Origin of the sequence: Shewanella sp. GD03713, from assembly GCF_029843705.1 — a bacterium.
Classification (GTDB): domain Bacteria; phylum Pseudomonadota; class Gammaproteobacteria; order Enterobacterales; family Shewanellaceae; genus Shewanella.
The window spans coordinates 4,600,982-4,627,965 of the sequence record NZ_JAOCIW010000001.1 but is presented as its reverse complement, the minus strand read 5'-3'; the positions used below and the strand labels follow the sequence as shown (position 1 = coordinate 4,627,965).

The 26,984-nt window shown below is 49.1% G+C and carries 27 protein-coding genes; 14 read left to right on the top strand and 13 right to left on the bottom strand.

From position 1 onward, the window contains the following. The first annotated feature begins 4 nt into the window (after nucleotides 1-4). A complete protein-coding gene (cymA, locus tag N5E87_RS20250; RefSeq protein WP_086902435.1) occupies nucleotides 5-568 on the top strand; it encodes a NapC/NirT family cytochrome c CymA in 564 nt (187 codons plus the stop codon). 70 nt (nucleotides 569-638) lie between these two features. Here cymA and N5E87_RS20245 read toward each other — a convergent pair whose 3' ends face one another. Together N5E87_RS20245 and rsmD are read right to left on the bottom strand one after the other, a co-directional pair. Further along, nucleotides 639-914 carry a DUF1145 domain-containing protein gene (locus N5E87_RS20245; RefSeq protein WP_086902434.1) on the bottom strand — a complete coding sequence of 92 codons (276 nt, stop codon included), beginning with the start codon at nucleotides 912-914 and terminating at the stop codon, nucleotides 639-641. Between the two features lies 1 nt (nucleotide 915). Then, nucleotides 916-1,563: a 16S rRNA (guanine(966)-N(2))-methyltransferase RsmD gene (gene rsmD / locus N5E87_RS20240; protein WP_086902433.1), complete on the bottom strand. Its 648-nt coding sequence runs from the start codon at nucleotides 1,561-1,563 to the stop codon at nucleotides 916-918. A gap of 213 nt (nucleotides 1,564-1,776) precedes the next feature. Here rsmD and ftsY point away from each other — a divergent pair, with 213 nt between their 5' ends. The 4 genes from ftsY to rpoH all read left to right on the top strand — a co-directional run bounded on the left by ftsY (nucleotide 1,777) and on the right by rpoH (nucleotide 6,283). Further along, nucleotides 1,777-3,528 (top strand): signal recognition particle-docking protein FtsY, encoded by a 1,752-nt coding sequence (gene ftsY / locus N5E87_RS20235; protein WP_086902432.1) that lies wholly within the window; start codon nucleotides 1,777-1,779, stop codon nucleotides 3,526-3,528. Between the two features lie 3 nt (nucleotides 3,529-3,531). Beyond that, nucleotides 3,532-4,233 (top strand): cell division ATP-binding protein FtsE, encoded by a 702-nt coding sequence (ftsE, locus tag N5E87_RS20230; RefSeq protein WP_011624494.1) that lies wholly within the window; start codon nucleotides 3,532-3,534, stop codon nucleotides 4,231-4,233. Beyond that, the gene (gene ftsX, locus N5E87_RS20225; protein WP_011624493.1) at nucleotides 4,230-5,195 is read left to right on the top strand and encodes a permease-like cell division protein FtsX; all 966 of its coding nucleotides are present in this window, start codon (nucleotides 4,230-4,232) and stop codon (nucleotides 5,193-5,195) included. Before ftsE ends, ftsX begins: the two co-directional genes overlap by 4 nt. 230 nt (nucleotides 5,196-5,425) lie before the next feature. Then, entirely contained in the window at nucleotides 5,426-6,283 is an 858-nt protein-coding gene (gene rpoH, locus N5E87_RS20220) for an RNA polymerase sigma factor RpoH (protein ID WP_011624492.1), read from the top strand. Between the two features lie 81 nt (nucleotides 6,284-6,364). Here the strand turns inward: rpoH and menE are convergent, their stop codons facing one another. The 5 genes from menE to N5E87_RS20195 form a co-directional block, all read right to left on the bottom strand. Continuing rightward, nucleotides 6,365-7,840, bottom strand: coding sequence for an o-succinylbenzoate--CoA ligase (menE, locus tag N5E87_RS20215; protein ID WP_279775804.1), 1,476 nt, complete (start codon nucleotides 7,838-7,840; stop codon nucleotides 6,365-6,367). Nucleotides 7,841-7,846: 6 nt separating this feature from the next. After that, nucleotides 7,847-8,896 carry an o-succinylbenzoate synthase gene (gene menC, locus N5E87_RS20210; RefSeq protein WP_279775802.1) on the bottom strand — a complete coding sequence of 350 codons (1,050 nt, stop codon included), beginning with the start codon at nucleotides 8,894-8,896 and terminating at the stop codon, nucleotides 7,847-7,849. 22 nt (nucleotides 8,897-8,918) lie between these two features. After that, entirely contained in the window at nucleotides 8,919-9,722 is an 804-nt protein-coding gene (gene menH / locus N5E87_RS20205; RefSeq protein WP_279775801.1) for a 2-succinyl-6-hydroxy-2,4-cyclohexadiene-1-carboxylate synthase, read from the bottom strand. Beyond that, entirely contained in the window at nucleotides 9,722-11,443 is a 1,722-nt protein-coding gene (gene menD / locus N5E87_RS20200) for a 2-succinyl-5-enolpyruvyl-6-hydroxy-3-cyclohexene-1-carboxylic-acid synthase (protein WP_279775800.1), read from the bottom strand. The genes menH and menD overlap by 1 nt, the downstream gene beginning before the upstream one ends. Nucleotides 11,444-11,618: 175 nt before the next feature. Then, on the bottom strand, nucleotides 11,619-12,587 hold the full coding sequence (locus tag N5E87_RS20195; protein ID WP_011718683.1) for a LysR family transcriptional regulator: 969 nt from the start codon (nucleotides 12,585-12,587) through the stop codon (nucleotides 11,619-11,621). 414 nt (nucleotides 12,588-13,001) lie between these two features. Here N5E87_RS20195 and N5E87_RS20190 point away from each other — a divergent pair, with 414 nt between their 5' ends. From N5E87_RS20190 to nrfD, 4 genes are all read left to right on the top strand, one after another. Next, complete coding sequence (locus N5E87_RS20190; RefSeq protein ID WP_279775799.1) at nucleotides 13,002-13,475, top strand: DUF2726 domain-containing protein; 474 nt, start codon at nucleotides 13,002-13,004, stop codon at nucleotides 13,473-13,475. A 77-nt stretch (nucleotides 13,476-13,552) separates the two neighbouring features. Beyond that, complete coding sequence (locus N5E87_RS20185; protein ID WP_086903537.1) at nucleotides 13,553-14,017, top strand: nitrite reductase; 465 nt, start codon at nucleotides 13,553-13,555, stop codon at nucleotides 14,015-14,017. Nucleotides 14,018-14,021: 4 nt separating this feature from the next. Then, complete coding sequence (locus N5E87_RS20180) at nucleotides 14,022-14,708, top strand: 4Fe-4S dicluster domain-containing protein (protein WP_011624484.1); 687 nt, start codon at nucleotides 14,022-14,024, stop codon at nucleotides 14,706-14,708. Continuing rightward, complete coding sequence (nrfD, locus tag N5E87_RS20175; protein WP_011718680.1) at nucleotides 14,705-15,646, top strand: cytochrome c nitrite reductase subunit NrfD; 942 nt, start codon at nucleotides 14,705-14,707, stop codon at nucleotides 15,644-15,646. The genes N5E87_RS20180 and nrfD overlap by 4 nt, the downstream gene beginning before the upstream one ends. 270 nt (nucleotides 15,647-15,916) lie before the next feature. On the opposite strand, the gene N5E87_RS20170 is transcribed toward nrfD, so the two are convergent. Then, nucleotides 15,917-16,348, bottom strand: a complete 432-nt coding sequence (locus N5E87_RS20170) for an Lrp/AsnC family transcriptional regulator (protein ID WP_086903574.1) — start codon at nucleotides 16,346-16,348, stop codon at nucleotides 15,917-15,919. Between the two features lie 218 nt (nucleotides 16,349-16,566). Between N5E87_RS20170 and yjeH the strand changes: the two genes are divergently transcribed. Further along, nucleotides 16,567-17,835, top strand: coding sequence for an L-methionine/branched-chain amino acid transporter (yjeH, locus tag N5E87_RS20165; protein ID WP_086903538.1), 1,269 nt, complete (start codon nucleotides 16,567-16,569; stop codon nucleotides 17,833-17,835). A 72-nt stretch (nucleotides 17,836-17,907) separates the two neighbouring features. Here the strand turns inward: yjeH and N5E87_RS20160 are convergent, their stop codons facing one another. Beyond that, complete coding sequence (locus N5E87_RS20160; RefSeq protein WP_086903539.1) at nucleotides 17,908-18,519, bottom strand: energy transducer TonB; 612 nt, start codon at nucleotides 18,517-18,519, stop codon at nucleotides 17,908-17,910. A 295-nt stretch (nucleotides 18,520-18,814) separates the two neighbouring features. Between N5E87_RS20160 and N5E87_RS20155 the strand changes: the two genes are divergently transcribed. Further along, nucleotides 18,815-19,639, top strand: a complete 825-nt coding sequence (locus N5E87_RS20155; protein WP_011624479.1) for an HDOD domain-containing protein — start codon at nucleotides 18,815-18,817, stop codon at nucleotides 19,637-19,639. An 89-nt stretch (nucleotides 19,640-19,728) separates the two neighbouring features. Here the strand turns inward: N5E87_RS20155 and N5E87_RS20150 are convergent, their stop codons facing one another. After that, nucleotides 19,729-20,190, bottom strand: a complete 462-nt coding sequence (locus N5E87_RS20150; RefSeq protein WP_279775798.1) for a TerB family tellurite resistance protein — start codon at nucleotides 20,188-20,190, stop codon at nucleotides 19,729-19,731. 96 nt (nucleotides 20,191-20,286) lie between these two features. Continuing rightward, the gene (locus N5E87_RS20145; protein ID WP_011624477.1) at nucleotides 20,287-20,814 is read right to left on the bottom strand and encodes a DUF2780 domain-containing protein; all 528 of its coding nucleotides are present in this window, start codon (nucleotides 20,812-20,814) and stop codon (nucleotides 20,287-20,289) included. A 190-nt stretch (nucleotides 20,815-21,004) separates the two neighbouring features. Here N5E87_RS20145 and N5E87_RS20140 point away from each other — a divergent pair, with 190 nt between their 5' ends. Together N5E87_RS20140 and N5E87_RS20135 are read left to right on the top strand one after the other, a co-directional pair. After that, nucleotides 21,005-21,712, top strand: coding sequence for a hypothetical protein (locus N5E87_RS20140; RefSeq protein WP_011624476.1), 708 nt, complete (start codon nucleotides 21,005-21,007; stop codon nucleotides 21,710-21,712). 36 nt (nucleotides 21,713-21,748) lie between these two features. Further along, nucleotides 21,749-23,206: a DUF4145 domain-containing protein gene (locus tag N5E87_RS20135; protein ID WP_086903542.1), complete on the top strand. Its 1,458-nt coding sequence runs from the start codon at nucleotides 21,749-21,751 to the stop codon at nucleotides 23,204-23,206. Between the two features lie 2 nt (nucleotides 23,207-23,208). On the opposite strand, the gene N5E87_RS20130 is transcribed toward N5E87_RS20135, so the two are convergent. Continuing rightward, nucleotides 23,209-23,544, bottom strand: a complete 336-nt coding sequence (locus N5E87_RS20130) for a hypothetical protein (RefSeq protein ID WP_086903543.1) — start codon at nucleotides 23,542-23,544, stop codon at nucleotides 23,209-23,211. Between the two features lie 444 nt (nucleotides 23,545-23,988). Here N5E87_RS20130 and N5E87_RS20125 point away from each other — a divergent pair, with 444 nt between their 5' ends. Beyond that, on the top strand, nucleotides 23,989-25,860 hold the full coding sequence (locus N5E87_RS20125) for a methyl-accepting chemotaxis protein (RefSeq protein WP_086903544.1): 1,872 nt from the start codon (nucleotides 23,989-23,991) through the stop codon (nucleotides 25,858-25,860). A 62-nt stretch (nucleotides 25,861-25,922) separates the two neighbouring features. Here N5E87_RS20125 and N5E87_RS20120 read toward each other — a convergent pair whose 3' ends face one another. After that, entirely contained in the window at nucleotides 25,923-26,882 is a 960-nt protein-coding gene (locus N5E87_RS20120) for a LysR family transcriptional regulator (protein WP_126512152.1), read from the bottom strand. Between the last annotated feature and the right edge of the window lie 102 nt (nucleotides 26,883-26,984).

The window sequence follows — 26,984 nt, the reverse complement described above, 5'->3', positions numbered from 1 at the left end:
AGTGATGAACTGGCGTGCACTATTTAAACCAAGCGCAAAATATTCCATCCTGGCGCTGATCGTCGTCGGTATTGTTGTCGGTGTTGTGGGCTACTTTGCAACCCAGCAAACCTTACATGCGACAAGCGAAGACGCATTCTGTATGAGCTGCCATAGCAACCACTCATTGAAAGATGAAGTGTTAGCTTCTGCCCACGGCGGTGGTCGTGCGGGTGTGACAGTACAGTGTCAAGACTGCCACTTACCACACGGTCCAGTGGATTACTTAATTAAGAAGATCATCGTATCTAAAGACTTATACGGTTTCTTAACGATCGATGGCTTTAACACTCAAGCTTGGTTAGACGAAAACCGCAAAGAACAAGCAGACAAAGCATTGGCTTACTTCCGTGGTAATGACTCTGCAAACTGCCAACACTGCCATACTCGTATTTACGAGAACCAGCCTGACACTATGAAGCCAATGGCTGTGAGAATGCACAGCAACAACTTCAAGAAAGATCCTGAAGCAAGAAAGACCTGTGTGGATTGTCACAAAGGTGTCGCTCACCCCTATCCAAAAGGATAAGGTTTAGCGCTTCAATAGCTTAATATGAAAATTAAAAGCCCTCGGAAGAGGGCTTTTTGCTTGCCGAGCATTAATTGGATTGGGATAAAACCAGTTTGCGAAAAGCCAAAAGGCTAAACACACCGAAGATAAACACTTGCAGATAATCTTGCTTGCGCAGTGTTAGCAGGTTTTTAAACAACATATGGAAGATGGCAACTTGGAAGCAATGCATCAAGCAAGTAATGCCGAGCAAGATATTGAGAATAATGCCGATATTGCCTGCAAAAGGCATAACAAGGTTATAAGCCATCATTAGCCACGCGATTAAGGTAATGGCTTTGCCCATATTGATCAGAAACGACATGCTATTCCTCGGTGTTAGCCTGAAAGTCCTCGGCCTGGTATTGATATAAGCGATAGCTGACTTGCCCTGCTGTCTTGTCTTTGAGCGGTTGCCAAGTCGCAGGGACTGCCATTTGAGTTAATTCCGACTCAATCTCAACATAAATTAGCGCGCCATCATTAAGCCAACCTTGGCTGTCCAAAAGTTGAATGGTTTTTTCTGCCAAGCCTTTACGGAAAGGCGGATCGATAAACACCACGTCAAACCCTTGCTCGCAGCCATTTTGCAGCACGACTAGAGTATCGGCGTTGAGTACCTCGGCATTGTCGCACTTGAGGGTATTGAGATTCGCTTTAAGTTGCATGGCGGCAGGACGTTGCAACTCGATAATCTTGGCATAACTGGCGTAGCGTGAGAGAGACTCAAGCGCCAAGGCGCCACTGCCACCAAAGCAATCGAGCACCCTTGCATGGGCAATATCATTGGCAAGCCAGTTAAATAGGGTTTCGCGGACTCTATCTGTGGTCGGCCGCAGGCCGTCTAAATCATGGATGGGCAGTTTGCGCGAACGCCATTGCCCGGCAATGATCCGCACTTGGCCACTACCGGCTTTCTTATTGGCCGTTTGACTCTTGGTCACTTGCTTGTTGTTTGCACGATTATTAGCCAAAGAGCCCCCGTGATTTTGCCTGAAGAAAGAAAGTGGTAGACTATGCCACCTTAATAAAGGCCACTATTTTATATCAAACTCCTAGTAAAAGGTGAGAAGGCTGATAGAGCAGAACTAATTGCCGACTTTTTGGGCGTAATTGCCGCGGTAATCTGGTATAACGGCAGGGTCTTATTTTAAATTCAACACTGAAGTAGAGCGCTGGAATTACACATGGCAAAGAAAGGTTTTTTCTCCTGGTTTCGTAAAGATAAATCACAAGATGAGGTTGTCGAGCAAACCCCAGTCTCTACTCCATCGCAAACCGAGCAAGCCGAAGCATTAGCAAAGCAGCAAGCTGAAGAAGCCCGTCTCGCGGCGGAACAGGCAGCCGCCGAACAGGCTCTAGCCGACAAATTAGCGGCCGAAAAAGCAGAAGCGGAAAGAGTTGCAGCAGAACAAGCTGCAAAGGCTCAAGCAGAAGCAGAAGCCCAGCGTGTTGCCGAAGAGCAAGCTGCACGTATAGCCGAACAACAGGCCGCCGAAGCCGCGCATTTAGCGGCGGAGCAAGCTCTAGCAGAGCAGTTAGCCGCTGAACAAGCGCAAGCGGAAAGAGTTGCAGCAGAACAAGCGGCAAAAGCTCAAGCAGAAGCAGAAGCAGAAGCCCTGCGCATTGCTGAAGAGCAAGCAGCACGTTTAGTCGAACAACAGGCCGCCGAAGCCGCGCGTTTAGCGGCGGAGCAAGCTCAGGCAGAGCAGTTAGCCGCTGAACAAGCAGAAGCCGAGAGAGTTGCAGCAGAACAAGCCGCAAAATCTCAAGCAGAAGCAGAAGCCCTGCGCATTGCCGAAGAGCAAGCTGCACGTTTAGCCGAACAACAAGCCGCCGAAGCCGCGCGTTTAGCGGCGGAGCAAGCTCAGGCTGAGCAGTTAGCCGCTGAACAAGAAGAAGCCGAAAGAGTTGCTGCAGAAGCCCAAGCAGAGCGAGCTGCTGCTGAACAGGTCCAAGCTGAACAACCCCTTGAGCAACAACCCGAACCTCAGGCAAAACCCGCCAAAGAAAGTTTCTTCGCGCGGTTAAAGCGCGGCCTGATGCGCACTAGCGAAAATATTGGTAGCGGTTTCATCGGGTTATTCCGTGGTAAAAAAATCGATGATGATCTGTTTGAAGAGCTGGAAGAGCAGCTATTAATCGCCGACGTGGGGGTTGAAACCACTTCACGCCTTATCCAGAGCCTGACCGAACATGCGTCTCGCAAGCAACTAAAAGATGCCGAAGCGCTCTACGATTTGCTGCGTGATGAAATGCAGAAGACCCTCGATCCTGTCGCTATCCCTTTAGTGCCTGAAAATGCTAACGGCCCTTATGTGATTCTAATGGTTGGCGTTAACGGTGTGGGTAAAACCACCACTATCGGTAAACTGGCGAAGCAATATCAGCGTCAGGGCAAGTCTGTGATGTTAGCGGCGGGCGATACCTTCCGTGCTGCAGCGGTTGAGCAATTACAGGTTTGGGGTCAACGTAATAATATTCCCGTGGTGGCTCAGCATACGGGCGCAGACAGTGCCTCGGTACTCTTCGATGCGCTGCAAGCGGCCAAGGCCCGTAAGATTGATATCTTGATTGCCGATACCGCCGGTCGTCTGCAAAACAAGTCGCATCTGATGGAAGAGTTAAAGAAAGTGGTGCGGGTGATGAAGAAGCTCGACCCTGAGGCGCCACACGAAGTGATGCTGACCTTAGATGCGAGCACGGGCCAAAATGCCATTAGCCAAGCGCAGCTATTCCAAGAGGCCGTTGGCGTTACTGGCATGACCATCAGCAAGCTCGACGGTACCGCCAAAGGCGGCGTGGTGTTTGCGATTGCCGATAAGTTTAAAATCCCGCTACGTTATATTGGCGTGGGTGAGCAAATTGATGATTTGCGTACCTTTAATTCTAAAGAATTTATTGATGCCTTGTTCACTCAAGAGAAAGCGGATAGCTAATTTATGATTGATTTTCAGCAGGTCAGTAAGATTTATCCTGGTGGCCAAATGGCACTGGAAGAGGTGAATTTTCATCTACAAAAAGGTGAAATGGCATTCTTAACCGGCCATTCGGGCGCGGGTAAGAGTACCCTGTTGAAATTAATCACAGTGATCGAGCGCGCAACCACTGGCCGGGTGGCGATTAATGGCCACGATATTGCCAAAATCAGCCCTAAACACGTGCCCTATTTGCGCCGCAATATTGGAATGATTTTCCAAAACCATCATCTATTGATGGACAGAAGCGTATTCGACAACGTCGCCTTGCCATTAGTGATTGAAGGTTTTTCCCACGGTGAGATCCGCAAACGTGTCGCTGGTGCGCTGGATATGGTGGGTTTGTATGGCAAAGAGCGCCATAACCCCATCATGTTATCCGGTGGTGAGCAGCAACGTGTCGGTATCGCCCGCGCCATTGTGAATAAACCGCCACTATTGCTGGCCGACGAACCGACGGGTAACTTAGATCCTAAGTTGTCGATGGATATTTTGCGCTTATTCGAAACCTTTAACGATGCAGGCACTAGCGTGCTTATTGCTACCCACGATTTGGGGCTGATTGCGCGGATGAAGTACCGCACTTTTACCCTGAAACAAGGGCGTATGCTCGGCGCACAGGAATTACACCATGGACACGCGACGGCTCGAGGTGATGCGCAATGAGTGACAACGCTAAATTAACGCGCAGCAAGTTGCCTATCTCTGGGCGTATCGTGATGTTTTTTATTCGTCATGTGCAGCAAGCCATGGCGAGTATGGGTGAGTTGTGGCGCAGCCCAGTTTCTTCGCTGATGACCATGGCGGTTCTCGGGGTGAGTTTAAGTTTACCTGCGGCGCTGCAAGTGTTAGTGAAAAATGCTGAGACTATTACTAGCTCATGGAACAGCGCGGCGGAGATTTCACTGTTTATCGATGAAAATCGCAGCGAGCAGACGATTCAAAGTTTACTGACCCGCATCCGAGCCTATGCCGAAGTGGAAAAGGTGCAGTATATCGACCGCAATCAAGCGCTTGAGGAATTTCAGCGCCTTTCGGGGTTTGGTGAGGCGTTAGCCTATCTCGATAAAAACCCTCTGCCAGCGGTGATTACCGTGACGCCGACCCAGCGTTATTCCACCCCAGTGGGTGCCCGTGAGTTGTTGTCTAAGCTGGAGCGCGAGCCTGAAATCAGTTTTGGCCGTTTAGATATCGAATGGCTAGAGCGTCTGCAAGCCGTGGTGCGCTTACTCGAACGTACCGTGATGGCGATTGCTGCCCTACTGGTACTCGCCGTGGTGTTGGTGATAGGTAACACCATTCGCTTAGCGATTATGAACCGTCGCACCGAAATTGAAGTGATGAAGCTGGTTGGCGCCACTGAGTCCTTTATTCAGCGCCCCTTCCTTTATACGGGCATTTGGTACGGGGTCATTGGCGGTGTATTGGCTTGGCTTATCATTAACCTATTGGTTTGGTATCTAGATTCAGCCCTCGCTGAGCTGCTCGGTTTGTACGGCAGTCAGCTAGAGATGAAATCTCTGACCTTTACCGAACTGCTACAATTAGTGGGCTTAGCCTCCTTCTTAGGTTGGCTGGGTTCTTACCTTTCGGTAAGGCAACATTTAAGAGCGATTGAACCCTCTTAATGATCAATCATTTATCGTTTAAAAATGCGAGTAGATAAGGCAAGCGATGAACTTTTGTTCACTTGCAATGTCTATTCAACGGGGTTAAAAGTAACACCCTAGACGAGCGAAGGTTGACATACTCTGTCAATTAGCCGATAGTTCGTCAGCTCATCCTCAAGGTGTTTTGAGTTAAACCACAGGATGAAATCGACTTATATTTGATAAGTAGTAAGAGAGTAGGAGCGCGAATGACCTTTCAAACGCAATCAATGGCACTAACAGTCCCTCAGGGCAGCAGTAGTTTAGAAGCTTATATCCATTCAGTGACTAGCATGACAATGTTAGACGCTGAGACTGAGTATGAGTTAGCCAAGCGTTTGCAGGAAACGGGTGATCTGCAAGCGGCGAAGCAACTGATTATGTCGCACTTACGTTTTGTGGTGCACGTTGCTAAGGGCTACTCAGGTTACGGTCTGCCACAGGCGGATTTGATCCAAGAAGGCAACATCGGTCTGATGAAAGCGGTTAAGCGCTTCGATCCCGATGTGGGCGTCCGTCTAGTGTCTTTTGCTGTGCACTGGATTAAAGCCGAAATTCACGAATATGTGCTGAAAAACTGGCGCATTGTTAAGGTCGCAACCACCAAAGCACAACGTAAGTTGTTCTTTAATATCCGTAAAGCGAAAACTCGCCTCGGTTGGTTTAGCGATGATGAAGTCGCAATGGTGGCGGAAAACTTAGGTGTATCTAAGGCCGATGTGACTGAGATGGAATCACGTATGGCGGCGCAGGATCCTGCGTTTGACCTCAGCAGTGATAACGATGATGAGCAGGATTTTGCCCCTGTGCATTATCTCGAAGATCATTCGTCGGATTTAGCCGAAAACATCGAAAACGATAACTGGGAATCCAATGCCCAAGGTCGTTTATTATCGGCCATCAAAACCTTAGACGAGCGCAGCCAGCATATTCTGCGTGCCCGTTGGTTAGACGATGATAAAACCACACTGCAGGAATTGGCAGAAACCTATCAAGTCTCGGCTGAGCGCATTCGCCAGTTAGAGAAAAACGCCATGAACAAGCTTAAGGCTTGTATGGAAGCCTAATTAGGCTCGGCGTGATAACATAAAAAACCTGCTACGGCAGGTTTTTTTGTGGCCGAATTTATCAAGAGTTACCAAGAGTTATCAAGATTCGGATTGAATAGCGGCAATAAGTCGCTTGCGATTCACTTTTAAACCCGTTTGCTCGACATGCTCTGGCCAAGGGTAATAGCGACGTGGTCGTTTAAAGCGAGCGATTTTGTCGGCGAGAAAGACTTCAAGTTCAGCCTCTATTGCGCTTATCTTTTGGCTTGTGTTGTTGCCGACAGTTCCGCTGCTGAGAATATCGCCACGAATAATGGCGGCGGGGAGTTGGCCGAAGGTCACGTCAGGCTGAGGAAAGACGATCGCCTCATCAATTAGCGGATGCAGTTTTAGCGCGGCTTCAATTTCCTCTGGCTGAATGTTTTCGCCACCACTGATAAACATATTATCGACACGGCCCAAGATCTTAAGATTGCCGTTAGCATCCCATTCGCCCCTGTCTTTAGTGTAAAACCAACCTTTGGCATCCAGTGGTCTTTCAATGTTATTATCCGTGAGATAGCCCATAAATAAGCAATCTCCCCGTACCCAAATCACCCCATCGACAATTTTGAGCTCACGCCCTGGGAGTAATTTGCCACTGGTGCCATCGCTTAGCGCGGGGCCTGTGGTGATTTGCGAGCCCATTTCCGTCATGCCGTAGCTGGTAAAGCTGGCAATATGCCGCTGTTCCAGCTGCTTAAGTAAATCGATAGAAATTGCGCCACCGCCGAGCAGCAGGGCTTTAATGCTCTTGAGTGAAGCCTGTTTGTCGGCGAGTAGATTGAGTAACTGTGTAGGCACGAGGGAAGCATGGGTTAAGCCGTCGCGCTCGATTTGCGCCTGTAGCTGGAGAGTCGGATCCGGCAGCACTACCGTCGCCGCCACTAGGGCGCAGCGGTTGAGAATGGCGAGGCCGCCAATATGAAACAGAGGTAACGACAACAACCAAGCATCACCAGTGACCAGCGGGATAAGACTGCGGGCGCCCTCGGCATTGGCAATATGGTTCGCAAGATTGTGCACGGCCGCCTTGGGAAAACCGCTGGAGCCAGAGGTTAAAATCACATTACTTGGACGATAAATATCAAAAGCTGTCGCGGCGAGGTCGGTGCTAGGGGCCGTATCGAGGCTAAAATCCAGCGTGAGTTGATGACTGCCTGACAAGGCCAGCGCCGCTTCGCTCCAATAGAAAGGAATGTGGTGGTTATCGATAAGCCCTTGAACTTGCGCCAGCGGAAAACGTGGCGAGATAGGAAAGAAGATTGCGCCAATATCCACACAGGCCCAATACAAGCAAATCATCTCTAGATTATTGCGGCTGATACATGCCAGTGGTTGCCCAGGGCCTACGCCGATGCGCGTGAGCTGTTCACCCAAGCCCAGCACCATATGGCTTAAGCGGGCGTAGCTGATGTCCTGCCCATTACACTTAACCGCCGTTTGTGTGGGTGAGGTGAGCGCCGCGCTATGTAATGGCGAGATACCTTGCTGTGCAATGGATTGGGATGGTGCCAGTGTTTGAGATTCGGACATTGGCGATTAATCCTGCTGCGTACTAGCGACAAGTTTAAGTTGATGAAGCTTTAAGCATTGGGGCTTACCGCTTGGTACGATTAAGTCTTGGCTGAAGGCGCTCAAAGTATCGAGCCCTGGGATTTCATCGGGCGTCAGTATGGCGGCTAAGTGGGCCAAGTCATTGATACCTAAGCTGGCCTCAAGGCTTGAGCTTAAGATACAGCGCACGCCATGGCTGTGGGCCTCGTCGATAAGGCGCTGAAGTTTTTCAATACTGCCAAGTAGCATGGGTTTGATGATGAGTGCCGTGAGTCCCTCGTGCATCACAAATTGATAATCCGGGTCATTGAGGGATTCATCTAAGGCGTAGGGCAGAGGAATAGCGCGATACAGGGTTTGATTATCCTGCGGATGCTGGCAAGGTTCCTCAATATATTCAATGCTCTCTAGCGGTAAACAAGCGGCAAAATCGAGGGCTTGTTCTAAGCTAAAGCCGCGATTAGCATCTAAGCGCAGCTTTAGATCGGGTCTCTGGCCTAAGATGCCATAAATCAAGCTCAATTCATCTTCCATTGAGGTTTGCGCAACCTTCACTTTGACTGAGTGCACCCCGCTATCAAGACTCGCAATGTTAGCGATCAATTCGGTTTTAGGCGCATCCAACGGCTGATAAATCAACGGCACAGTGGCGGTGACAGGCCGCACCGACTCGAGTTTTCCGCTAAATTTGGCGTGCAATAGGCTCAAGCCAAAGGCAATGGACGGATAGGGGCTTGCTTCGGCCTGCTCGAGCAAGTAATCGATAGGTTGATTTTGCAGCTTGGGCAATAGCATCACTAAGGCCTGTTGTACTTCGTCTAGGCTCTCGCGGCTAAAGCCGGACAATGGCTGTTGGTCGATATCAAACCCTGAGAGCGGCGCGATTTCAACAAGTTGCTCGCTTTCTTCGCCCTCTGCTTGTGCCTTTGCCTGCAACACTAAGCCTGCTCTGTGGTCGATGCGTTGTTTCCCCACAGGTAAAAAGCGGTCTAAGGGCAGGCGATATAAGTACAAGCTGAGCGAAGTTAAGATCATATTTTCCCTAAATTTATCTGTATCAAGTCATCGATTTTTTAAGCTTTAGCGCGCTTAAGCAGGCAACTAATGCCGTGGGATTGGCCTGATGTATGTTATGCCCAGCCTGTTCAATCTGATGCAAGATGATGGGTTGTTGTGCTTGCCAATCCTTTGCTATGGCAGTGAATTTAGCATCTTGGCTGCCAGCAAAAAAATGGCATTCACAGCCAAGGCTTTCAGGTACATCCCAGAGAGAGGCTTGGCGAGCCAGCGATGTGGCCAAAAAGATCTGTTTTAGTGTCTGCTTGGGATGTTGGTCGAGCAGCGACGCACGTTTTGCTACCAAGGCATGCCGTGCCTTGTCGGACATATCGGCAAACACCGCTTGCTGGTACCAAAGCTGTAAAAAATCCCGACTGCTTAAGCTGAGTAAGCGTTTGGCCCACAAGTTGTCGTTTTTACTGCGTGCGGCTTGCTCTGCGGTATCGATTAGCCCGGGATGACAGGACTCTAGCCATAAGCTTAAAACGCGCTGCGGATACGCCTTGGCAAGGTGCAGGGCGATGCGGCCGCCGAGGGAATAACCGTAGAGATAAAAGGATTCAATACCAAGGCGATCGAGGCGACTGATAATGTCTTGAACGCAATGCTCGAAACCATTGGCGAGCGTCGATGGCAGCTCGTGCTGATTATCGCCGTGTCCGGGTAAATCGAGGCAGATACAGTGAAAATGCTGGCTCAGTGCGGGGATAAGCGGCAGCCAATCGGCCTTAGTCCCTAAAAAGCCGTGAAGCAGGACTAAGTTTGGTTGCGAGACTTCCCCGTAACGGGCCACGGTTGGCATTAGCTTTGTTTCACCCATAAATTCAGCGCGGCGATCTGCTCGCTGGCTTGGTGTTGGCTTACACTGACTTCGATCACTGAGGCGCCCTGATAATCCAGCGCTTCGTGATAACAGCTTTGGAAGTCGGCTAAATTATCCACTTGATTATATGGCAGATTAAACATAGCAGCGGCATAACCAAACTCTAGGCCATGGCTTAAGCGGTAGTAATCACTGCGCAGCTCCTCGTTAGGAACGGGCAAGAGATTAAAGATATTGCCGCCGTCGTTGTTGAGAATAATGATCACCAACGGGCTGGTTAAGCTGCGGGCAATGGCAAAAGAGTTGAGATCATGCAGTTGGGATAAGTCCCCAATAATCAAGCTCGTGGGTTTACCTTGATGCGCGGCAATGCCGCAGGCGGTGGCCAGTAAGCCGTCGATCCCCGATGCGCCGCGGTTGGTATAAGTGGTGGCCGTGCAACAACTCACAGGAGCGTACATATCGTATAACCGCACGGGCAGACTATTGCCGATAAACAATTGCTGCTCTAACGGCCGCGCATTGGCAATGGCGCGGATAACCTGCGCCTCACCAAACTCACCTTGATCGATATTACGTACAAATAAACTATGTAATTCATCGTTGTAGGTGACTAAGGTGTTGGCCCAATTGGCCGAAGAGGAACGATACCAATTAAGTTGAGCAAATTGCGCTGCGTTGGCGTGCCAAATGTGTTTGGCATTATGGCTTGGGTCGAGTCTGTCCTGTTGTGGCAGCACTTGCCAGTAACTGTGCCAGTTTTGCTCGGCAAGGTAAGCAATCAAACGCTTGGACAATAAGCGCCCACCAAATACCAGCACGCGGTCCGCCTCTTGCAATAGATTGCGCGCCTTAGGGTGTTGCAGTAGTTGGTCAATATTGCCTATCGCCGCAGGATGTTGCCGAAGTTGCGACTGTGCATCAGTCAGTAATGGCCAACCAAGCTTTTGTGAGAGGGCGATGAGTTGCTGTGGATCTTGCTCCGGCGTGAGTGTACCCGCGATGATGACGCCCTTACCGTGGACGAAACGCATAATGGCATCATCGCTCGGGCTGCTGAGCTGTTCACTCTTACCGTATTGAGTGTAGGGTTTGGCGTGTTGCAGCCAGGTTTGTAGTGGCCTCAGATAAGGCGATTCGCTATCGAGAATGGTGCCACTCATCTCACTCGGATATAGAGGTTCGCGGTACATGCAGTTGATGTGCACTGGGCGTGTTTGGTTTGCCACCGCCTCATCGAGGGTTGTGAGTAACATCTGCGGCGCAATGTGCGCATCTGGCGTGGGCAGGTTTACTTGCTGGGCATAATTGGCAAAAATCGCCGGCTGCACTATGGCTTGGTTGGCGCCGCAACCGAGTAACTCTGGCGGCCTGTCACCGCTTAAGACAATCAAGGGCACATGGGTCAACCAAGCTTCGACTATCGCAGGATAAAGGTTGGCGACGGCCGTGCCTGAGGTGGTGATAATCGCCACGGGGGCGCAGCTGGCTTTGGCTAATCCGAGTGCCATAAAACCTAAGCCACGCTCATCGAAATGCAAGTGACGTTTAAGCTTGGTTTGCTGAGCCGCGGCTAAGGTTAGCGGTGTCGAGCGTGAGCCCGGCGCCATGCAGACATGCTGCACACCAAGACGTGCTAATTCTTCCAGAATAAGTGCGCCCCACATCAGGTTCAGTGTGGCTGTGTTTTCGGTTCGCATAGCAAGATCTATCAGGATAAAGATGGGCTTAGTGTAACGTGTTTGGCGGGCAAGATGTATGCCTGGCTTAACAAAACTTGGGTCGACATTGTGGGGGGATGAGGTGGAGCCTAAGCTAAGGCAGAGTATGCCTATCACCTCGTATTACAAGATGAAAATTCAGGTTCAGGAGCCGCTAAATAATATGGTCGACAATTTTCTTTATCTGTCCGCTTAGCCAGAGCAAGTCCTCATTCACCTTATTCGGTTGGTTTTTTTGCACGAGGAAAATCGTTGGCGCTTCGGTGTGGGCGTACAAACGTTCGGCCTCCAGTTGCGACAGCTGACAAGTGTGTAACTCGGGAATATCGCTCACCATCTCGTAGACCACTCGATAGGGCAGTAATGAAATTGTCTGGCTCTCGCCGAGATATTCAAACAGGCTAGAAATACTGGTAATGGTAATTTCAGTATTGAGTTTTATGCCATTTTTAATACAGAACTCCTGATATGGGCTGAGGCGAGTGCTGGGGTTGCCAAGATCTGTATTGACATAGGGATACTCGGCGATGCTCTCAAGCGTGATTTCGCGTTTAAAAATCGGATGGTTACGGCTGGCGATGAGGTAAACCTTGTCCATGCGTTGCAGCGTCGTGGTTTGCAACTTATCACCAAAGGCCGCCACATCGGCGGTGCTCTTATTACAGCAAATGCCTAAGGCCACATCGCCATTGATGATGTCCTGTGTCGTGTGCAGCGACCAAGGGGTGATATTAATCTGCATCGGCTTTTGTTCTTCCTTAATGGCCTGCATTAAGGCTTTAGGAAACGCATAGGCAATGAGGCCCGGCGCAGCAATTTCAACATGGGTTTTGACTTGGCTTGCATTTGCCGCGCGCACTTTTTGAAATTTATCCGAGCATTCTATGGTTTGTTTCGCAATAGGATATAAATGAGTTACAAACTCATTTGGAAATAAACCGTATTTTTTACGAATGAAAAGTTCATCGCCAAATGTTTCCCGCAGATTTTTTAGGCTGCGACTTATTTTGGGGGCAGGGATATCTAACGCCTTTGATACATAGGTTGCAGATTTGTTCTCATATAATGAAACCAATATTTTTAAACTCAAAATATCGAGGTTGTCCATGTTATTAATATGCATTTTTTATATTCCTTAATATTGGGCAAGCACTAGATAAGCAAGGAATTATTATGGTGTTGGTAATTAAAATTAATGTGAAACCAGTCTCAAGTCTAGCACCTTTTTTCTATCTATGTGTAACAGGAAATTTAGATTTGAATTTTTTATTTTTCAAAAAACATCTTTAATTTAATTTGAAATTTTAGTTTGTGATATTTGACTATTTGAATTTCAATTTATTAATTAACCATTATCAATATGTGCATTTTAGATTTATGTTAAACGGTAATGTGTTCTGTATCTTAACTTGTTGTTTATGTGTAATTTTGTATTTTTAAATGTGATCTATGTCAAAAAAATAAATGGGATTAACAATAATACTGAAGCTGCTTTAAAGGAGAAAACAAAAATATAATTGTGTTATTGGAGGCGTATATGAACACTTCAGTCATTCTCAGCTATGCGTTTATGTACTTTGTACTATTCGTCGCAGTTCCATTCGTGTTTGTAATGTTTGTCATGACTTGCATTAAGTTTTTTAGAGCAGATCCTGATGACGCTCATCATGAAATGAAACTCAAACCAGTGTTATTTGATGAAGAAAGCTTCAGCTTTTTTAAATCACTCAAAACTGTCGTAGAAGGTAAATATGATGTCTGCTGCAATGTGCCGTTAGACACTGTATTTGATATGGACCAGCATGATGCTGATTTAAATCACGAATGCCGTCTCGACTATGTGTTGATTGACCATGACTCTTCTGAAGTCAAAATGGTGATCAGCCACGCTGGTAAGCAAATTAACTCACCCATGAAAAAGCTGTTCAGTAAATTCAATATTGGCTTTATTGAAATGAACCAGCATAAACAGTGGGATACCCAAAGCCTTAAGCAAGCTTTAGCCGTCTGACCACGACTGTCGGGTTCGGAGCCTTCCGAACCCTGACTTCCTCTGTATTTCCCCATCTATCAATATGAGGACTCGCTATGTCTACACGACAATGGCTGTGGTCATTACGCTTGGGTGTCGTTGCTGTACTGCTCAGTTTTTCTGCGATGAGTGCTGAGCCTGCTAGGCAAATCAACAGTGATGCTTGCATGAAGTGTCATAAGCGTAATGGTCAAATGTTAGGGCATCACGGCCAGGATGCCATGAAAATGACCTGTTCCAGTTGTCACGGTGAAAAGGGTGATCACCCTAAAAAACCAAATGATTTAGTGGTTTTTGGATTAAATGAGGCATCCGAAACCACAGTGCAATTACAGGCATGCCAAAAATGCCACAGGCCCGCCAAACTCAGTTCCCAAGAGTGGACGCATAATGTGCATGCGCAAAAAGTGGCGTGCGCCGCTTGCCATAAATTACATAGCCCAACTGAACCTATGGCCGACATGACGCCTAAGGTTCGCAGTGAGCTGTGCCGTAACTGTCATACAGGCCAGCAGGAGTAAGGTTATGGAAAATTCAAAAAGAAGATTTCTCAAAGGGACATGTGCGCTGTTGGCCGGCGCTTCGGGAGCGACCCTACTCGCGACTGTCAGTGCTTCGAATGAGGCGAAGGCCGAACCCAGCGTGAAGTATGCGCTGATCCACGATGAGACTAAGTGCATAGGTTGCAAAGCCTGTGAGGTTGCATGCCGTGAAACCAACCAGGTGCCCGAGGGCGTGGCGCGGCTGAAGATAGAACAAACCGGACCTTACGGAGAATATCCAAACCAGTTTTATCACTTTAGCCGTAAGTCTTGCCAGCACTGTGAAGATGCGCCCTGTGTCAATGTCTGCCCGACTGGTGCCGCTTTTATCGATAAAGAGACGGGGATCGTGTCGGTGGATGCGTGGAAGTGTGTGGGCTGTCAGTATTGTATTGCGGCTTGTCCCTACAAAATTCGCTTTATCAATCCCGTTACCCATGCCGCGGACAAGTGTGATTTTTGCCGTGAGACTAATCTGGCCCAAGGTAAACAGCCCGCCTGCGTCGCGGCTTGTCCAACTAAGGCCTTAGTGTTTGGAAACTTAAAGGATCCGAGTTCACAGGTGGTACAAGTGCTGAAGGCTAACCCGACCCAAAGGGCTAAGGTTGACCTAGGAACGCGGCCAAAACTGTTCCGCATTGTGGCCAAATCAGGGGAGGTAGCAATATGAGCGCCCTACATTTTGATACGCTAGTGTGGCATTGGCCGATCGCGATTTACCTGTTTTTAGCGGGCGCATCGGCCGGCGCCATGTTCTTTGCGGTGTTACTCAAACATTTTGTGTTAAAGCATAACGCCTACCAGTCTGGCTTTGTACAAGCGGCCTGTATTGTGGCGCCCGTGGCTGTGATGGCGGGTTTGGGCATCTTAGTCTTGGACTTAACTAAGCCCTTCGATTTTTGGAAGATCTTAGTCTTCTATAATCCCAAGTCAGTGATGTCGATGGGGGTATTGATTCTGCTGATTTACCAAGTCTTTATGTTTATGTGGATTGGCTTGTTATTCCGTAAACCTATTGATGCTTGGTGTGAGAGTCGCTTCCCCATAGTGCTGAAGTTCACCGCTTGGCTGAGCCGTTTCGAGGCAACGATTACTGGTTTGTTGGTGATCTTCTCCCTCGCGCTCGGGGCTTATACCGGCTTTTTACTGTCGGCCTTACCCGGCTATCCGATGTTGAAAAACCCAGTGTTGCCACTGCTATTTTTGGCTTCAGGGCTTTCATCGGGCGCCGCATCTTCCCTCTTGGGTGGCGTGCTACTTAATGCCAACCCCAATGCCAAGGAAGTGCACTTTATCCATAAAGTTGAGATCCCATTAATTTTGGTGGAGATAGTGTTGATTTTCACCTTCTTTATGGGGCTCGTCTTATCGGGAGGTCAGAGTAAGTTTGCCGCCTTCAATGCGATAGGTTATGGCTTCTGGGGATGGATCTTCTGGATTGGTATTGTCGGATTGGGGTTGTCTGGCCCATTGGCGATGAACCTGTTTATGACGGCCACTTCAAAACGTAAGTGGGCTTATGTTGCAGGCACTGCATGCTTAAGTCTCATTGGTGTGCTTCTGCTGCGTAACTTTATTCTCTACACGGGGCAAATGACGGTCGTTTAATTGGGCAGGGTTCGCCCAAGGTTATAGATAAGAAGGAATTACGGTGAATGGCGAAGCGGTGTCTAAGGAAGCACCGTGAGCTAACTCCCTTTAATCACGCTGGCTGAAGTAATTAAAGGTGTGTTGTCTTGTCGCGATTTGCTGTCACAGGGAGGTTATTGGGAAGGGAAGCCATATTTGATATTTAGGTATTGTTTGCCCTGCCTCCACAAGGGCCTCGCCACCTTTATTCCTTAGGGGTGGCGTTTCTAGTTTGGGGGCAAAGCACGTTTATTCACCCATATTATTTATCCACTCGCTCATCACCACATGGGTTTTGATTTTAATGATGTCCGTGTGGGTATCGATATATTCACGAATTTCATGCAAGCGGCGCATCGACGGGGCGTGCACATACACCAACAAATCCATATCGCCAGAGATACCACGGCAAGTGATCACCTCGGGGATGGCATGGAACACATGCACCACATCGGCGCAGCGCGGGCATTTATGCTGGATTTCGAAATAGGCCGACACGCCTTCCTTTTGCGATTCGCTCAGCAAAACCTGATAGCCGCGGATCACCCCAGTTTGCTCGAGTTTTTTAATCCGCTCGGCAACCGCACTACGGGAAAGGTTAACCTGCTCAGCGATACTGGAGACACTCTGGCGTGCATCTTGTCGCAGGCTGTGGATGATGGCGGTATCAAACTTATCCAACTTGAGCTCCGATAAAAACGGGTTGTAAAAAAGCGCGAGGCACATCGCCAAGGCAGGCTTAAGCACCCTGCGCTGGGGCTGCGCCGTCATTTTGCCGGAAATATGCATTTTTGCCGTCATTTTGCCGGTGTTTGCCATGAAGAACACTGAGATTGACGGCAGATTGCGGCGTAAAATCTCACTATACTGACGGCTTCAAAACCACTGAATTTTAACAGATGAACTCACATAGCGGAACTATAGGACGTTGGCAAGGCGCAGGCTTGATGGCCACCACTTTGCTGGGCACAGGGGTGTTTATTCTCCCGCAAATGACAATCGACAAAGCCCAGGCTGGCGCGCTTATCGCGTGGTCACTCCTGACCTTAGCCATTATTCCGGTGGCACTGATTTTTGGCCGACTGGCGAGTGTCTTTCCCCATGCAGCGGGTCCCGCTTATTTTGTCGAAAAGGCTTTTGGTCGCACCGCTGGCCGTACTATTGGGCTGATTTTTTTACTGGTAGTGCCCATGGGCGCGCCGGCCGCGATTTTGATGACCTTCCAGTTCGTTAATGCACTCATCCCTTTAGATGGCTGGTCTAAGGTGGGCGCTGAGGTATTAGTGATTTTCGGCTTGTTCCTACTTAATCTGCGTGGCATTCAAGTCTCGGCCAAGCTGCAATTTGGCTTAACCCTTTGTATTGTAGCGATTGTGGTGCTGTTATTCGGGGCGAGCAGTGTGCAACCTGGGCACTTAACCTCATTAGCGAGCTATGGCGCGCCAGAAATCCCCACCATTATGATTGCCGCAGGTATCGCCTTTTGGAGTTTCCTTGGGATTGAGGCCATGACTCACCTCGCCGATGATTTCCGCCGTCCGCAGCAGGATATGATCCCAGCGATGATGATGGGCACTGTGCTGGTGGGCATTATTTATGTGGCCTGTACCTTGATTTTATTGTTAGTGCCGACCGATAAAAGCGTGGCCATGATCGGTGTGTTCGATGCGCTCTTGGGCGGCTATGGCGCACAAGTGATTGGTGTGCTGGGGATTGCCAGTGGTCTTGCTACGGTTAACGTGTATGCCGCCAGTGCCGCACGCCTTATCTGGAGCTTTAGTAACGAAGGCATTTTGCCACGCTGCTTTGCGGTAAAAAATCGTCACGGGGTGCCTATCCGCGCCTTGGCGGCGTTACTCAGCGTGATGGCGAGTGTGATAGTGCTGACCCACACCACGGGCCAAGAGCTCGAACATTTGATTGCATGGAGTAATGGGGTGTTCGTGGTGATTTATTTAATGGCGATGTTAGCCGCGGCTAAGCTATTGCCCCGCAGCAACTTACCCTTAGTGGTATTAGGTTGTGGCTTCTGTTTGGCCTTAGGTATCGCGCTTGGGGCAAGCATGGCCTACGTGCTGGTGTTGATTTTGTTCGTGGCACCATTTTTGTGGTGGCAAAAGACGCATATCAGTCGCAAACAGAGCTTAGCGGTAAATAAAGTGTCTTAGTGTCCGAAGTGCAGAACTATCTTTGAATGACAGACCAGAACGCCAACTATCATGCGTTCTGGTCTCTTGGTCTTAAATCTTCTGATCCAGTTTAAAGTCGAGCTGTACCTGTTGATTCAGCTGTGGCACGGCCTTGCCAGAATCAAACTTAGGTTTGTATTTCCAGTTTTGCACCGCTGACAGTGCCGCCTTATCAAACACTCGCTTCGGATTAGCATCGAGCACGCGCACATTGCTGACACTACCATCCGCCGTAATATCAAATCCCACGACCACATAACCTTCCTTGCCATTTTGCGCCGCATCAATGGGATAGCGAGGTGACACTTGCACCACAGGTAAGGCTTCGGCCGTCATTGCCGATTGGGTAAAGAGTGTGGTTTGAGTTGGCATTTCGGGGGTAAAAGTCTGAGTGTTGAAATCGACGAGTTGATTGCTCTCACCCGGAGCGGTAACGCGCTCCCTAGCCGGAATGGGTTTAGGTGGTTCGGGTTTACGGCTTTCCTTCGGCGGAATGGGTGTTCGCTCGCTCATCAAAATATTAATTTGCGGCGCATCGCTCGCTTGTCCGCTCAAGGGCTGCGGATTATGGATAAGTTGCGCCATAAACACGAACAAACCTAAGGTGATCAGTGCGCTAACAAGGATAATACCTGTGCGATTAACGAGTGCATTTTGGCCCACAGTGTTTCCTTACAATGGATGAACAAGATTTAATCTATATCACCTATCACTAAATTTTAGAAATATTTATTTACAAATAAGCATAATTGTTGAGCAATTTTTGACGGGCTGGAATGGCATAAAGCACGAGCCAATCGCGCCTGCCGAGCGGATTTGTAGCAATCACGGCCTGCTTTCAATATCGTTTGAAGTAAGACAAAAGTGCCAGACGCCATTGATATACGGCGATATCTTTGCAAGCGAGGCTAAATTCTGTGTTCTATATTTTGATCATTCATGTCGAAGGAGAATAAATATGGATTCTGCTGCGCTACTGAGTCGAGTCGATGACTTACCCCGTTTACCTAAAGCCATTAGTGAGCTGCTTGAAGTAGTTAACGATGATAATGCCACGGTCAAAAATATTGCGACTAAGGTGTCCCACGATCCCTTGATCAGCGCTAAGGTGCTGAGGCTGGCAAATTGCGCCCACTATGGTCACAGCCGCGAGGTGGGCAGTATTGACGAAGCCGTAGTGCGCCTTGGCATGCAGACGCTGCGGACGTTGGTCCTAGCGTCGGCGGTGATGGGCTCTGTGCCTAAATGCCAAGGGGTTGATCTCGCGCAGTTTTGGGGGCAGACCTTTGAAATTGCACTCTATTGCCAAGAGATGGCCAAACGTTGTGGGGTACAGCCCGATGAGGCCTTTACCTGTGGGATCCTCCATCGGATTGGTGACTTACTGATTGCGGCGATTTCCCCCGAAGATGCCGAGAAGATTACCGAAGCCGTCGCTCAGGGCAAAGATAAGCATACGTTTGAGCGTGAACTGCTCGGCTATGATTCGCCCGATATAGGCGCCTTGTTGGCCCAAAACTGGAAATTTACCCCCGCGCTGGTGCAGGGCATTCTGTATCAGGATCACCCCAAGGATTCGAATCCGTTTTCTAAATTGGCCGCCTTGTTGTGCCTCGCCTATAAAGTGCTGGAGGAGTGGGACAGCATAGATGATGACGATAAAACCAGTTGGTTATCGCAATTAGCGACCAAGAAGGGCTTAAAGATGGAAATGGGGGGATTGCGAGTCAAGTTAACAGAACTGAGAGGCGCTGGATTCGAAATAGGTAAGGCCCTTGCTTAAGACTGTTTGACCCGCAAACGGCAATTTAAAACGTTAAACTCAAAGCATGAATGGCAGCACTGCGATTCATGCTTTTTTATTGGGCGCTTTTAGCGTGCCGCTTGGGTCGCTTCGATAGCCTGATTACGCATCTGGATCAGTTCACTGTGCTTGAGGTACAACAAATCGGCGGTACGGCGAATAATTTGATCTTCGTACTGGGAGAGTTGTCCATCGGCATAGGCCAATTGCCACATAGCTAACAGCAATTGTTGCTTTTGCTCCAAGCTAAATTCGGCATTGATGGTATCGGTAAACTCAAACAGCGAGGTGGCATTACCTTGGGCTTTTTTCGCTTCTTCAATCAGTTCATTGGCTTCCTGCGCTGGCATCGACAATGTTTCTGTCAGCAAGGTCGGCAGTAACGCCATTTCTTCTGCCGCGAGGGTTTCATCGGCAAATACCACTTCGAGCAACATGCTCGCGGCCGCCAACTTCAGCTGGTGGGCTTTCTCCTCGGGGGAGATGGCCTGGGTGTGGGATTGAAGGAATCGTTTCAGCTTAGCAATCATAAAAGGGCACTGCTCTGGCAAGAAGGGATAACTAAATAGAGTGATTTACGGCGCTAAAGTTCACCCTAAGCCGTGTGCTTAGGGTGAAAGCGAAGATTACAGCAGAGAGTTTAGGCCCTTCATCAGAAGATCTGAGCTGCCTTCTGCACCATTTGTCTCAAGATAAGACTTGGCGATATTGATCATCGGCATAGCGAGATCTTTAGAAATACCTAATTTTTCAAAAGCATCTAACACCATTGCGCTGCCTTGAAGGGAAGATCCAATATTACCCGCCTTAGACAATAGGCCTGAAACGCCTGAGTTAGCGTCAAGCTTTGGCGCTGCGGCTAATAGGCTGTCGGCATTAGGAATGCTGGCGGCTAATTTGGTGTAATCATTCGAACCTAGGCTAGACTGGGCTAGGCCTAACAGGCTACCTAAACCGCCTTCGGCTTGGTTTTGACTTAAACCGAGTTGCGACATCACACTACCGACTAACTCGTTGGATTGAGTCGCGGTACCTGTGGCTACTTTTTCTGTTTTTGCTTGTGTTCCTGCGAGGTTATCTAACCAGCCTGCACTGGCGGGAGCCGCTAAAAGCGTGGCGCTGATCAGGATTGAGAGAGTGAGAGTGTGTTTCATGAGTGGCATCCTTTGAGGGTTTGCGCGCAATAAAGGCCCACAGTGTAACGGCTTTGCGACTTTTGTTGCAGTCCTTTTCTGTGATTTACGGTTCACTCAAGTGATTTGTGTTGTGCATTGGGGCGGGATTTTGGGTATCCTTAGCGGCAATTCACGGTGTTAATTTACTTCAATTATTTTGGAAAGGCGCATGTCACTATCCGCAATTTTGACCGAAGCTTATAACTTTTTCCGTAATCATCTCACTCAGCTTGCCATGCTGACAGTGCCATTGCTGTTAGTGCAGGTGGGGATCCAGCTGTGGCTAGGCACAGAGATGAGCAAAGTCGATCTGGAAAACCCACAGTTTGGCGCGCCACATATGATCGCCATGATGCTACTGTTATTGATTTTTTCGGTGCTGATCGCCGCATTAACGCTATTTTTAGAGCTGAGATCCCAAGGGCATAATCCCCCGACGGGTATGGTATTGAAGGCCAGCTTACCCTTTGTACCGCCCCTGCTGCTGGCGGGTGTGTTTTCGGGACTGGCGATTTTAGCGCCTGTGATGCTATTTGCGGCGTTCGGTCCTCTGTGGTTAGTTGGCCTCGTCATCAGTTTCTATCTGTTTGCGCGACTCGCCTATGTGAACTTTATGGTGGTGGTTGAACGTCTCACACCGCTAGAAGCCATTAAGGCAAGCTTTAGCTTTAGCGGTCCTATCGTACTGAAAACCATCGCCTTATTGATGCTTTATCTGCCGCTTTCTGTCGTGGGTGCGCAGCTCTCTGGCGCGGCTTCTCTGGGCGGCCTGCCAGTGCAAATGTTGGCGGATACCTTGATGGCATTTATCGGTCTATTCGTGAACTTAGCGCTGTTCCGCCTGTATATGGTGACGAAAAAGCCTACCGCGGAATAATATCAACTGAGTACATTTGAACTGAGGTAAAGATTTATGGGGACAGGGGCTGAGTTACTGGATAGCGAATTTATCCAAGGGTTTTCGGCCTCTCTCCTCGATGATTACCTCAACGCCAAAAACTATGTGCAGGATGTGCCCACCCAGTCACTGCTGCATATCCGCAGTTTTACCCACAGGCTGACTGAACTACTCGGTCAGGATAAAGCCGTCTCCTTCACCAGTCCTAACCTCTATGATCGTATCGAGCTGTTAAACCAAAAGCGACTGATCGATGTGAAGACGACTAGAGCCTTGCATCGCCTGCGTGGCGATGGTAACCGTGGCGCCCACCCTGAAAAATACCATTTAACCCAAGAACAATTGCTCGCCTTGGCCCAAAAGGCCATCAAGGATGTGTTGGCCTTAATTGAGCACTTGTATCCTAAGGTGGTTGGGCGTGCGGCTCCCGCTTATCGTTACCAAGCCAGCGATGCAGTTACCATCAAAGATCTCTGTTACCGCGCGGTGATGGAAGACGACCCTAAGGCACAATATCTTGTGGGGATTTCTTTTAAAACCAAAGCATTAATGCTTAAAGAACAAGAGCTTGCCTTGGCTGACCAATCCTATGGTAATGAAGATGAAAATGGCCCAGCGGTAAAGGAAGTGGCGCAAAAAGCCAGTGATACCTTTGCTAAAGCTGCCTATTGGTTTGCCCTTGCGGCGCCAAAACATTCCGATGCCCTCTATGAACATGGGGTGGGGCTTATCCATGGCTATCAAGGACAGGCCGATGCCATTCAGGGCGAAGCTGCAATTGCCAAGGCTGCTCAGGCGGGCGTTGTCAATGCAATGGCGTTACTCGGGTATTTTTATCTGGTGGGCAGCGAGTCATTTAAGCCGGATTTAGTGCAGGCGAAGCACTATTTGCAACTGGCGGCCGAGGGCGAGCAGACCGAAGCCATGGCGAATTTAGGCGTGCTTTACTATCAGGCGAAAGATCTGACCCAAGCCTATCATTTTATTAATAAAGCGGCGCAAGCGGGTTATCCCCATGCCCAGTACCATTTAGCCTTAATGCTCGCTAATGGCGATGGTTGTAAGCGCGATCCTATTGTGAGTGAATATTGGATGGCTGAAGCGGCGGAACAGGGCCAACTCGATGCCATGCTTACCCGCGCACAACACATGTTAAACGATGAAAGTGGTTTGGGTGGCGATGTGAGTCAGGCGGAGCGTTACCTGCGTGAAGTGATTAAATACGGTCACAGCGTGCCAGCCATGATTGAACTGAGCATGGCACTCGCAGACGGTATTTTAGGGCGCATCGATGTGGTGGGCTCTGCGGCACTGCTCAACCTCGCGCGTCGTCATGCTAATGCCAAAGAGGCCGAGATCATCGAGCCTCTCTGGCAATCACTCGCGCTGCAAATTGATACTGTGCTGGATATGACCCAAGATCCCGCTGAGATTCAAACCCTTAAGCGCGCAAAGACATTACTAAGCGCCTAGTATTATTTCTCATCCTGTTGATGCTCGAAGGTGCGGCCACGATAATGTTCTGCATGGGGTTCACGTACCACATTCGCCGAGCGATAAAAGTCCGATGCTTGGCTTGCCGCCTCCTGTGCTTGCGCTTGGGCGCGATTAAACTTACTCATTTGGCGTGCGACATAAAAACGGCTAAATAGCACGACACATCCGAGCGCAATCGCGCCGAATAAAAGCACAAAAGGTAATAAAAACAGAGATAAGCAGATTAAGCTGACGCTGATCGCCATGGCTAACCAAGCCCGAGCTCCTGAAATGCGTGGCTGAAATGGGCTCTGTTGAAATTGTTGATAGATCATAAGAACTCCTAATCAAAATGGGCGAGGCGGAAAACGAATAAAGCCATATTGTAGAGTGGATGTCACCAAGCTGGCGCCATCAATGGGCCTCTTTCCCAATGCTATGGAGGGTCAGTGTGCAATAAATAATCGGATTGGGTCACGTTAATTTGGGTTAATTTACGTTGTTTTACGTCTATGAAGCCGAAATTGTTGTGCCTTTTGTTTGACTGTGATCTTTGTGTTTGCCTGAGGTTTGTTTTTGGCGTCGTTTAGTTATCTTAATGTTTTTGCTTAATTATTTGTTATTCCGACTGTAACGTATTCTTTGTTTGTTGTGCAATATGTGCGAAAATTTAGCCGATATTTTGATTGGTTTTGGCTAAAACTGTAAATTTACGACGTTAACTGCCTGCCTCTCATCATTACCTTCCTTCAGTGCTGTGTAAAACCGTAGATACCAAAATGAACTCATATTCGCTTAAACAAAAGATCCTGATTTCGGTCGTGATCGCGCTTTCCCTCGTCATCGGCTCACTGTCATGGCAAAGCTATTCCAGTCAAAAGTCATTGTTGCTGCAAAATAGCCTAGAGCAGGTGCAGCGCTTGGGTGAACAACAGGCCGAGCGCATTCAGGAGTGGCTCGCAGGACGCCAAGATATCGTAGGCGCATTGGCCTCTAAGGTTGAAGGTAATAGTTTAAGTGCATTACAGCAGGCGCAGGCCTCTGGGCGATTCCAGCTGACCTATTTTGGTACCGAGACTGGGCAAATGTTGGATTCAGATCCAAGTATAGACCGCATGGGTTACGATCCGAGAACGCGTCCTTGGTATAAACAGGCGATGAATGAGCGCGGCCTCATCCTGACAAAACCCTATGTCGACGTGGCCTATAACGTGTTAGTGGTCACTATGGCACAGGCGACCTCGCAAGGTGTGGTGGGGGGCGATCTCTCAATTGCGAGCCTAGTTGAGAGCGTGAATCGTATGACTCTTCCCGCCAATGGCTATGCGATCATGATGCACAAAGACGGCACTGTGATTGCTTACAAAGATGCTTCAAAGGCGATGAAGCCTGTCGGCCAAATCGACAACGATCTGAATCATGATTTACCCCAGCAGAGCCGCAAAGCGGGAACCTTGCTGCCCATGTATTTTGAAAATGAGGGCCGCGACAAGTTAGTCTGGGGCGTCGATATTCCCAATACCGATTGGGAATTGGTGATAGTGCTGGATAAGGAGACTCTTGAGGCACCTCTGACCGATCTTTTGTTGACGCAATTTGGACTTTCCGCCGTTGTATTACTCCTGAGCGTGTTGGCGATTTCCTGGTTGGTGAATCTATTGCTAGGTCCACTCGGACGCGTGTCACAGGCACTGGCACGCATTGCCGACGGCAATGGCGATTTAACTCAACGCATCGAGGTCGACACACAGGATGAAGTGGGCGTGTTGGCCGATAGCTTTAACCGTTTTGTCGGCAGCCAGCACCAACTCATCAGCCATATTCGTCAGTTAGCGAGCGAGCTGGATGCGGATGCCGAGCGCAGTCTTAAAACCAACCATATTGCCGTGGCAGAGTTGCAACGTCAGCAGCAGGAAGTGGCTATGGTGGCAACGGCGGTGACCGAAATGGCAAGCGCGACGAATGAAATTGCCGCCAATGCGGAAAACACTGCGACAGCGGCGCAGCAGTCGGCCGCGAGCAGTTTCCAAGGCAAAGAGCTGGTCAATAAAACCCGCAGTTCGATCAATTCCCTAGCCGATGAAGTCGCTCAGGCAACGGACGTGATTGAAGATTTAAGTCGCCATGCCCAGTCGATTTCTAGTATTTTAGCGACTATTCAAGGGATTGCGGAACAGACTAACCTATTAGCGCTCAACGCGGCGATTGAAGCTGCCCGCGCGGGTGAGCAGGGCCGTGGTTTTGCTGTGGTCGCTGATGAGGTGCGGGTATTGTCTCGTCGGACTCAAGATTCGACCCAAGAAGTACATGCGACCATTGAAACCCTGCAACGCACCACAGCAAAAGCCGTGAGTTTGATGGAAAGCAGTCAAATGCTTGCAGGCAACAGCGTGGAAGATGCGAATGCCGCCGCAAAGGCGTTGGAAGAAATCACCCAAGCCGTGAATGTGATTTCGGATATGGCAGGCCAAATTGCCACTGCCGCCGAAGAGCAAACACAGGTCACGGGGGAAATCACCCAAAATACCGTAGCGATCAAGGACGTGACCGACGAAATCACCGAGGCAGCGAAATCGGATCTGACTCAAGCCCAAGGATTAAAGGCGCGCGCGAATGATCTCAACGCGCAGGTAGCGACCTTTATTCTGTAAGTGTGTTGAGTTGAATAAGCCCAGGATACGCTTGTACCCTGGGCTTTTTTATGGCTTTTATCCTAAGGTTGCATAAGTTTTTCAACACTTTGGCAGATGGTATCACGCATCCATTTATGGCCTTGGTCTTCATCGTTGCGCTGATGCCAGAGCAGCACATAGGCCATAGGGATAAATTCAAAGGGCAGAGGCAATAGCCTTAGTGGATACAGCTTGCATGCGTGCAGTGCAAAGCTCGAAGGCAAAGTGAAAATTAAATCACTGTGGGCACAGATGCTGGCCGCGCCATAAAAATCGGGCACAGTCGTGCTGATTTTGCGCCTGTGGCCAAGGTCGGCCAGAAAGTAATCCAGCGCCCACCAATCACTCCCTTCACAACGAACCTGCACATGTGCCATATCCAAGTACAGGGATAAATCCCACTTGGGCGAGGTGAGTGCAGTCATCAAGGGATGATCTTGGCGCACCAAACACACTTGCCTGTCGGTAAACAGGGTTTGGCAGCTAATGCCATCTGGGAGTCTGTCCGTTTGCGAGTCCGACAGTGGGTGTAGATCCCGCCCCGAGATCCCAAAGTCAATTTGCCCCTGCTGTAAATCGTGCATCGATTTCTCGGTCCACACATAGGAGTCGAGCTTCAGATTCGGTGCAGTACTTAATAACGGACCGATAAAATAGGGAATTAAGGTTTCGTAGGCGCTTTCAACCATGGCAAAGGAAAACTGCCTGTTACTGCTGGCCGGCGTAAACGTCGGTGGCTGAGTGAGTTGATATAAGTCCTGCAAAATATTCGGCAACTTGAGCCCGATATTGAGCGCATGTGCCGTGGGTTTTAGGCCGTGGGCAGTGCGCTGGAACAGGGGATCATCTAGAGTTTCTCGCAGGCGATTCAAGCTCTTGCTCAATGCCGACTGGCTAATATGTAATCGACTCGCCGCGCGGGTGACGCTCTGCTCTTCGAGCAAAACCTTCAATATCACCAGTAGGTTGAGATCGATTCTGGCTAAGTTGTCGAGATTCATAGATATTCCTTAAAGGAAATTCACTTTGGAAATTATACCATTTCTGTTCATACCTTGAGTTATTTAAAATAGCGCCCACTGAAATACTTTTTACTGTTTAAC

Excerpts from the sequence above, each read along its gene's own strand:
- menD (WP_279775800.1), bottom strand. The coding sequence starts at position 11,443 with ATGCGAACCGAAAACACAGCCACACTGAACCTGATGTGGGGCGCACTT.
- N5E87_RS20190 (WP_279775799.1), top strand. The coding sequence starts at position 13,002 with ATGAACACTTCAGTCATTCTCAGCTATGCGTTTATGTACTTTGTACTA.
- N5E87_RS20145 (WP_011624477.1), bottom strand. The coding sequence starts at position 20,814 with ATGAAACACACTCTCACTCTCTCAATCCTGATCAGCGCCACGCTTTTA.
- cymA (WP_086902435.1), top strand. The coding sequence starts at position 5 with ATGAACTGGCGTGCACTATTTAAACCAAGCGCAAAATATTCCATCCTG.
- menE (WP_279775804.1), bottom strand. The coding sequence starts at position 7,840 with ATGTCCGAATCTCAAACACTGGCACCATCCCAATCCATTGCACAGCAA.
- ftsY (WP_086902432.1), top strand. The coding sequence starts at position 1,777 with ATGGCAAAGAAAGGTTTTTTCTCCTGGTTTCGTAAAGATAAATCACAA.
- N5E87_RS20120 (WP_126512152.1), bottom strand. The coding sequence starts at position 26,882 with ATGAATCTCGACAACTTAGCCAGAATCGATCTCAACCTACTGGTGATA.
- N5E87_RS20135 (WP_086903542.1), top strand. The coding sequence starts at position 21,749 with ATGGGGACAGGGGCTGAGTTACTGGATAGCGAATTTATCCAAGGGTTT.
- N5E87_RS20150 (WP_279775798.1), bottom strand. The coding sequence starts at position 20,190 with ATGATTGCTAAGCTGAAACGATTCCTTCAATCCCACACCCAGGCCATC.
- N5E87_RS20245 (WP_086902434.1), bottom strand. The coding sequence starts at position 914 with ATGTCGTTTCTGATCAATATGGGCAAAGCCATTACCTTAATCGCGTGG.
- ftsE (WP_011624494.1), top strand. The coding sequence starts at position 3,532 with ATGATTGATTTTCAGCAGGTCAGTAAGATTTATCCTGGTGGCCAAATG.
- N5E87_RS20195 (WP_011718683.1), bottom strand. The coding sequence starts at position 12,587 with ATGCATATTAATAACATGGACAACCTCGATATTTTGAGTTTAAAAATA.
- menH (WP_279775801.1), bottom strand. The coding sequence starts at position 9,722 with ATGCCAACCGTGGCCCGTTACGGGGAAGTCTCGCAACCAAACTTAGTC.
- nrfD (WP_011718680.1), top strand. The coding sequence starts at position 14,705 with ATGAGCGCCCTACATTTTGATACGCTAGTGTGGCATTGGCCGATCGCG.
- N5E87_RS20125 (WP_086903544.1), top strand. The coding sequence starts at position 23,989 with ATGAACTCATATTCGCTTAAACAAAAGATCCTGATTTCGGTCGTGATC.
- rpoH (WP_011624492.1), top strand. The coding sequence starts at position 5,426 with ATGACCTTTCAAACGCAATCAATGGCACTAACAGTCCCTCAGGGCAGC.
- N5E87_RS20130 (WP_086903543.1), bottom strand. The coding sequence starts at position 23,544 with ATGATCTATCAACAATTTCAACAGAGCCCATTTCAGCCACGCATTTCA.
- N5E87_RS20155 (WP_011624479.1), top strand. The coding sequence starts at position 18,815 with ATGGATTCTGCTGCGCTACTGAGTCGAGTCGATGACTTACCCCGTTTA.
- N5E87_RS20185 (WP_086903537.1), top strand. The coding sequence starts at position 13,553 with ATGTCTACACGACAATGGCTGTGGTCATTACGCTTGGGTGTCGTTGCT.
- N5E87_RS20180 (WP_011624484.1), top strand. The coding sequence starts at position 14,022 with ATGGAAAATTCAAAAAGAAGATTTCTCAAAGGGACATGTGCGCTGTTG.
- N5E87_RS20140 (WP_011624476.1), top strand. The coding sequence starts at position 21,005 with ATGTCACTATCCGCAATTTTGACCGAAGCTTATAACTTTTTCCGTAAT.
- menC (WP_279775802.1), bottom strand. The coding sequence starts at position 8,896 with ATGATCTTAACTTCGCTCAGCTTGTACTTATATCGCCTGCCCTTAGAC.
- yjeH (WP_086903538.1), top strand. The coding sequence starts at position 16,567 with ATGAACTCACATAGCGGAACTATAGGACGTTGGCAAGGCGCAGGCTTG.
- ftsX (WP_011624493.1), top strand. The coding sequence starts at position 4,230 with ATGAGTGACAACGCTAAATTAACGCGCAGCAAGTTGCCTATCTCTGGG.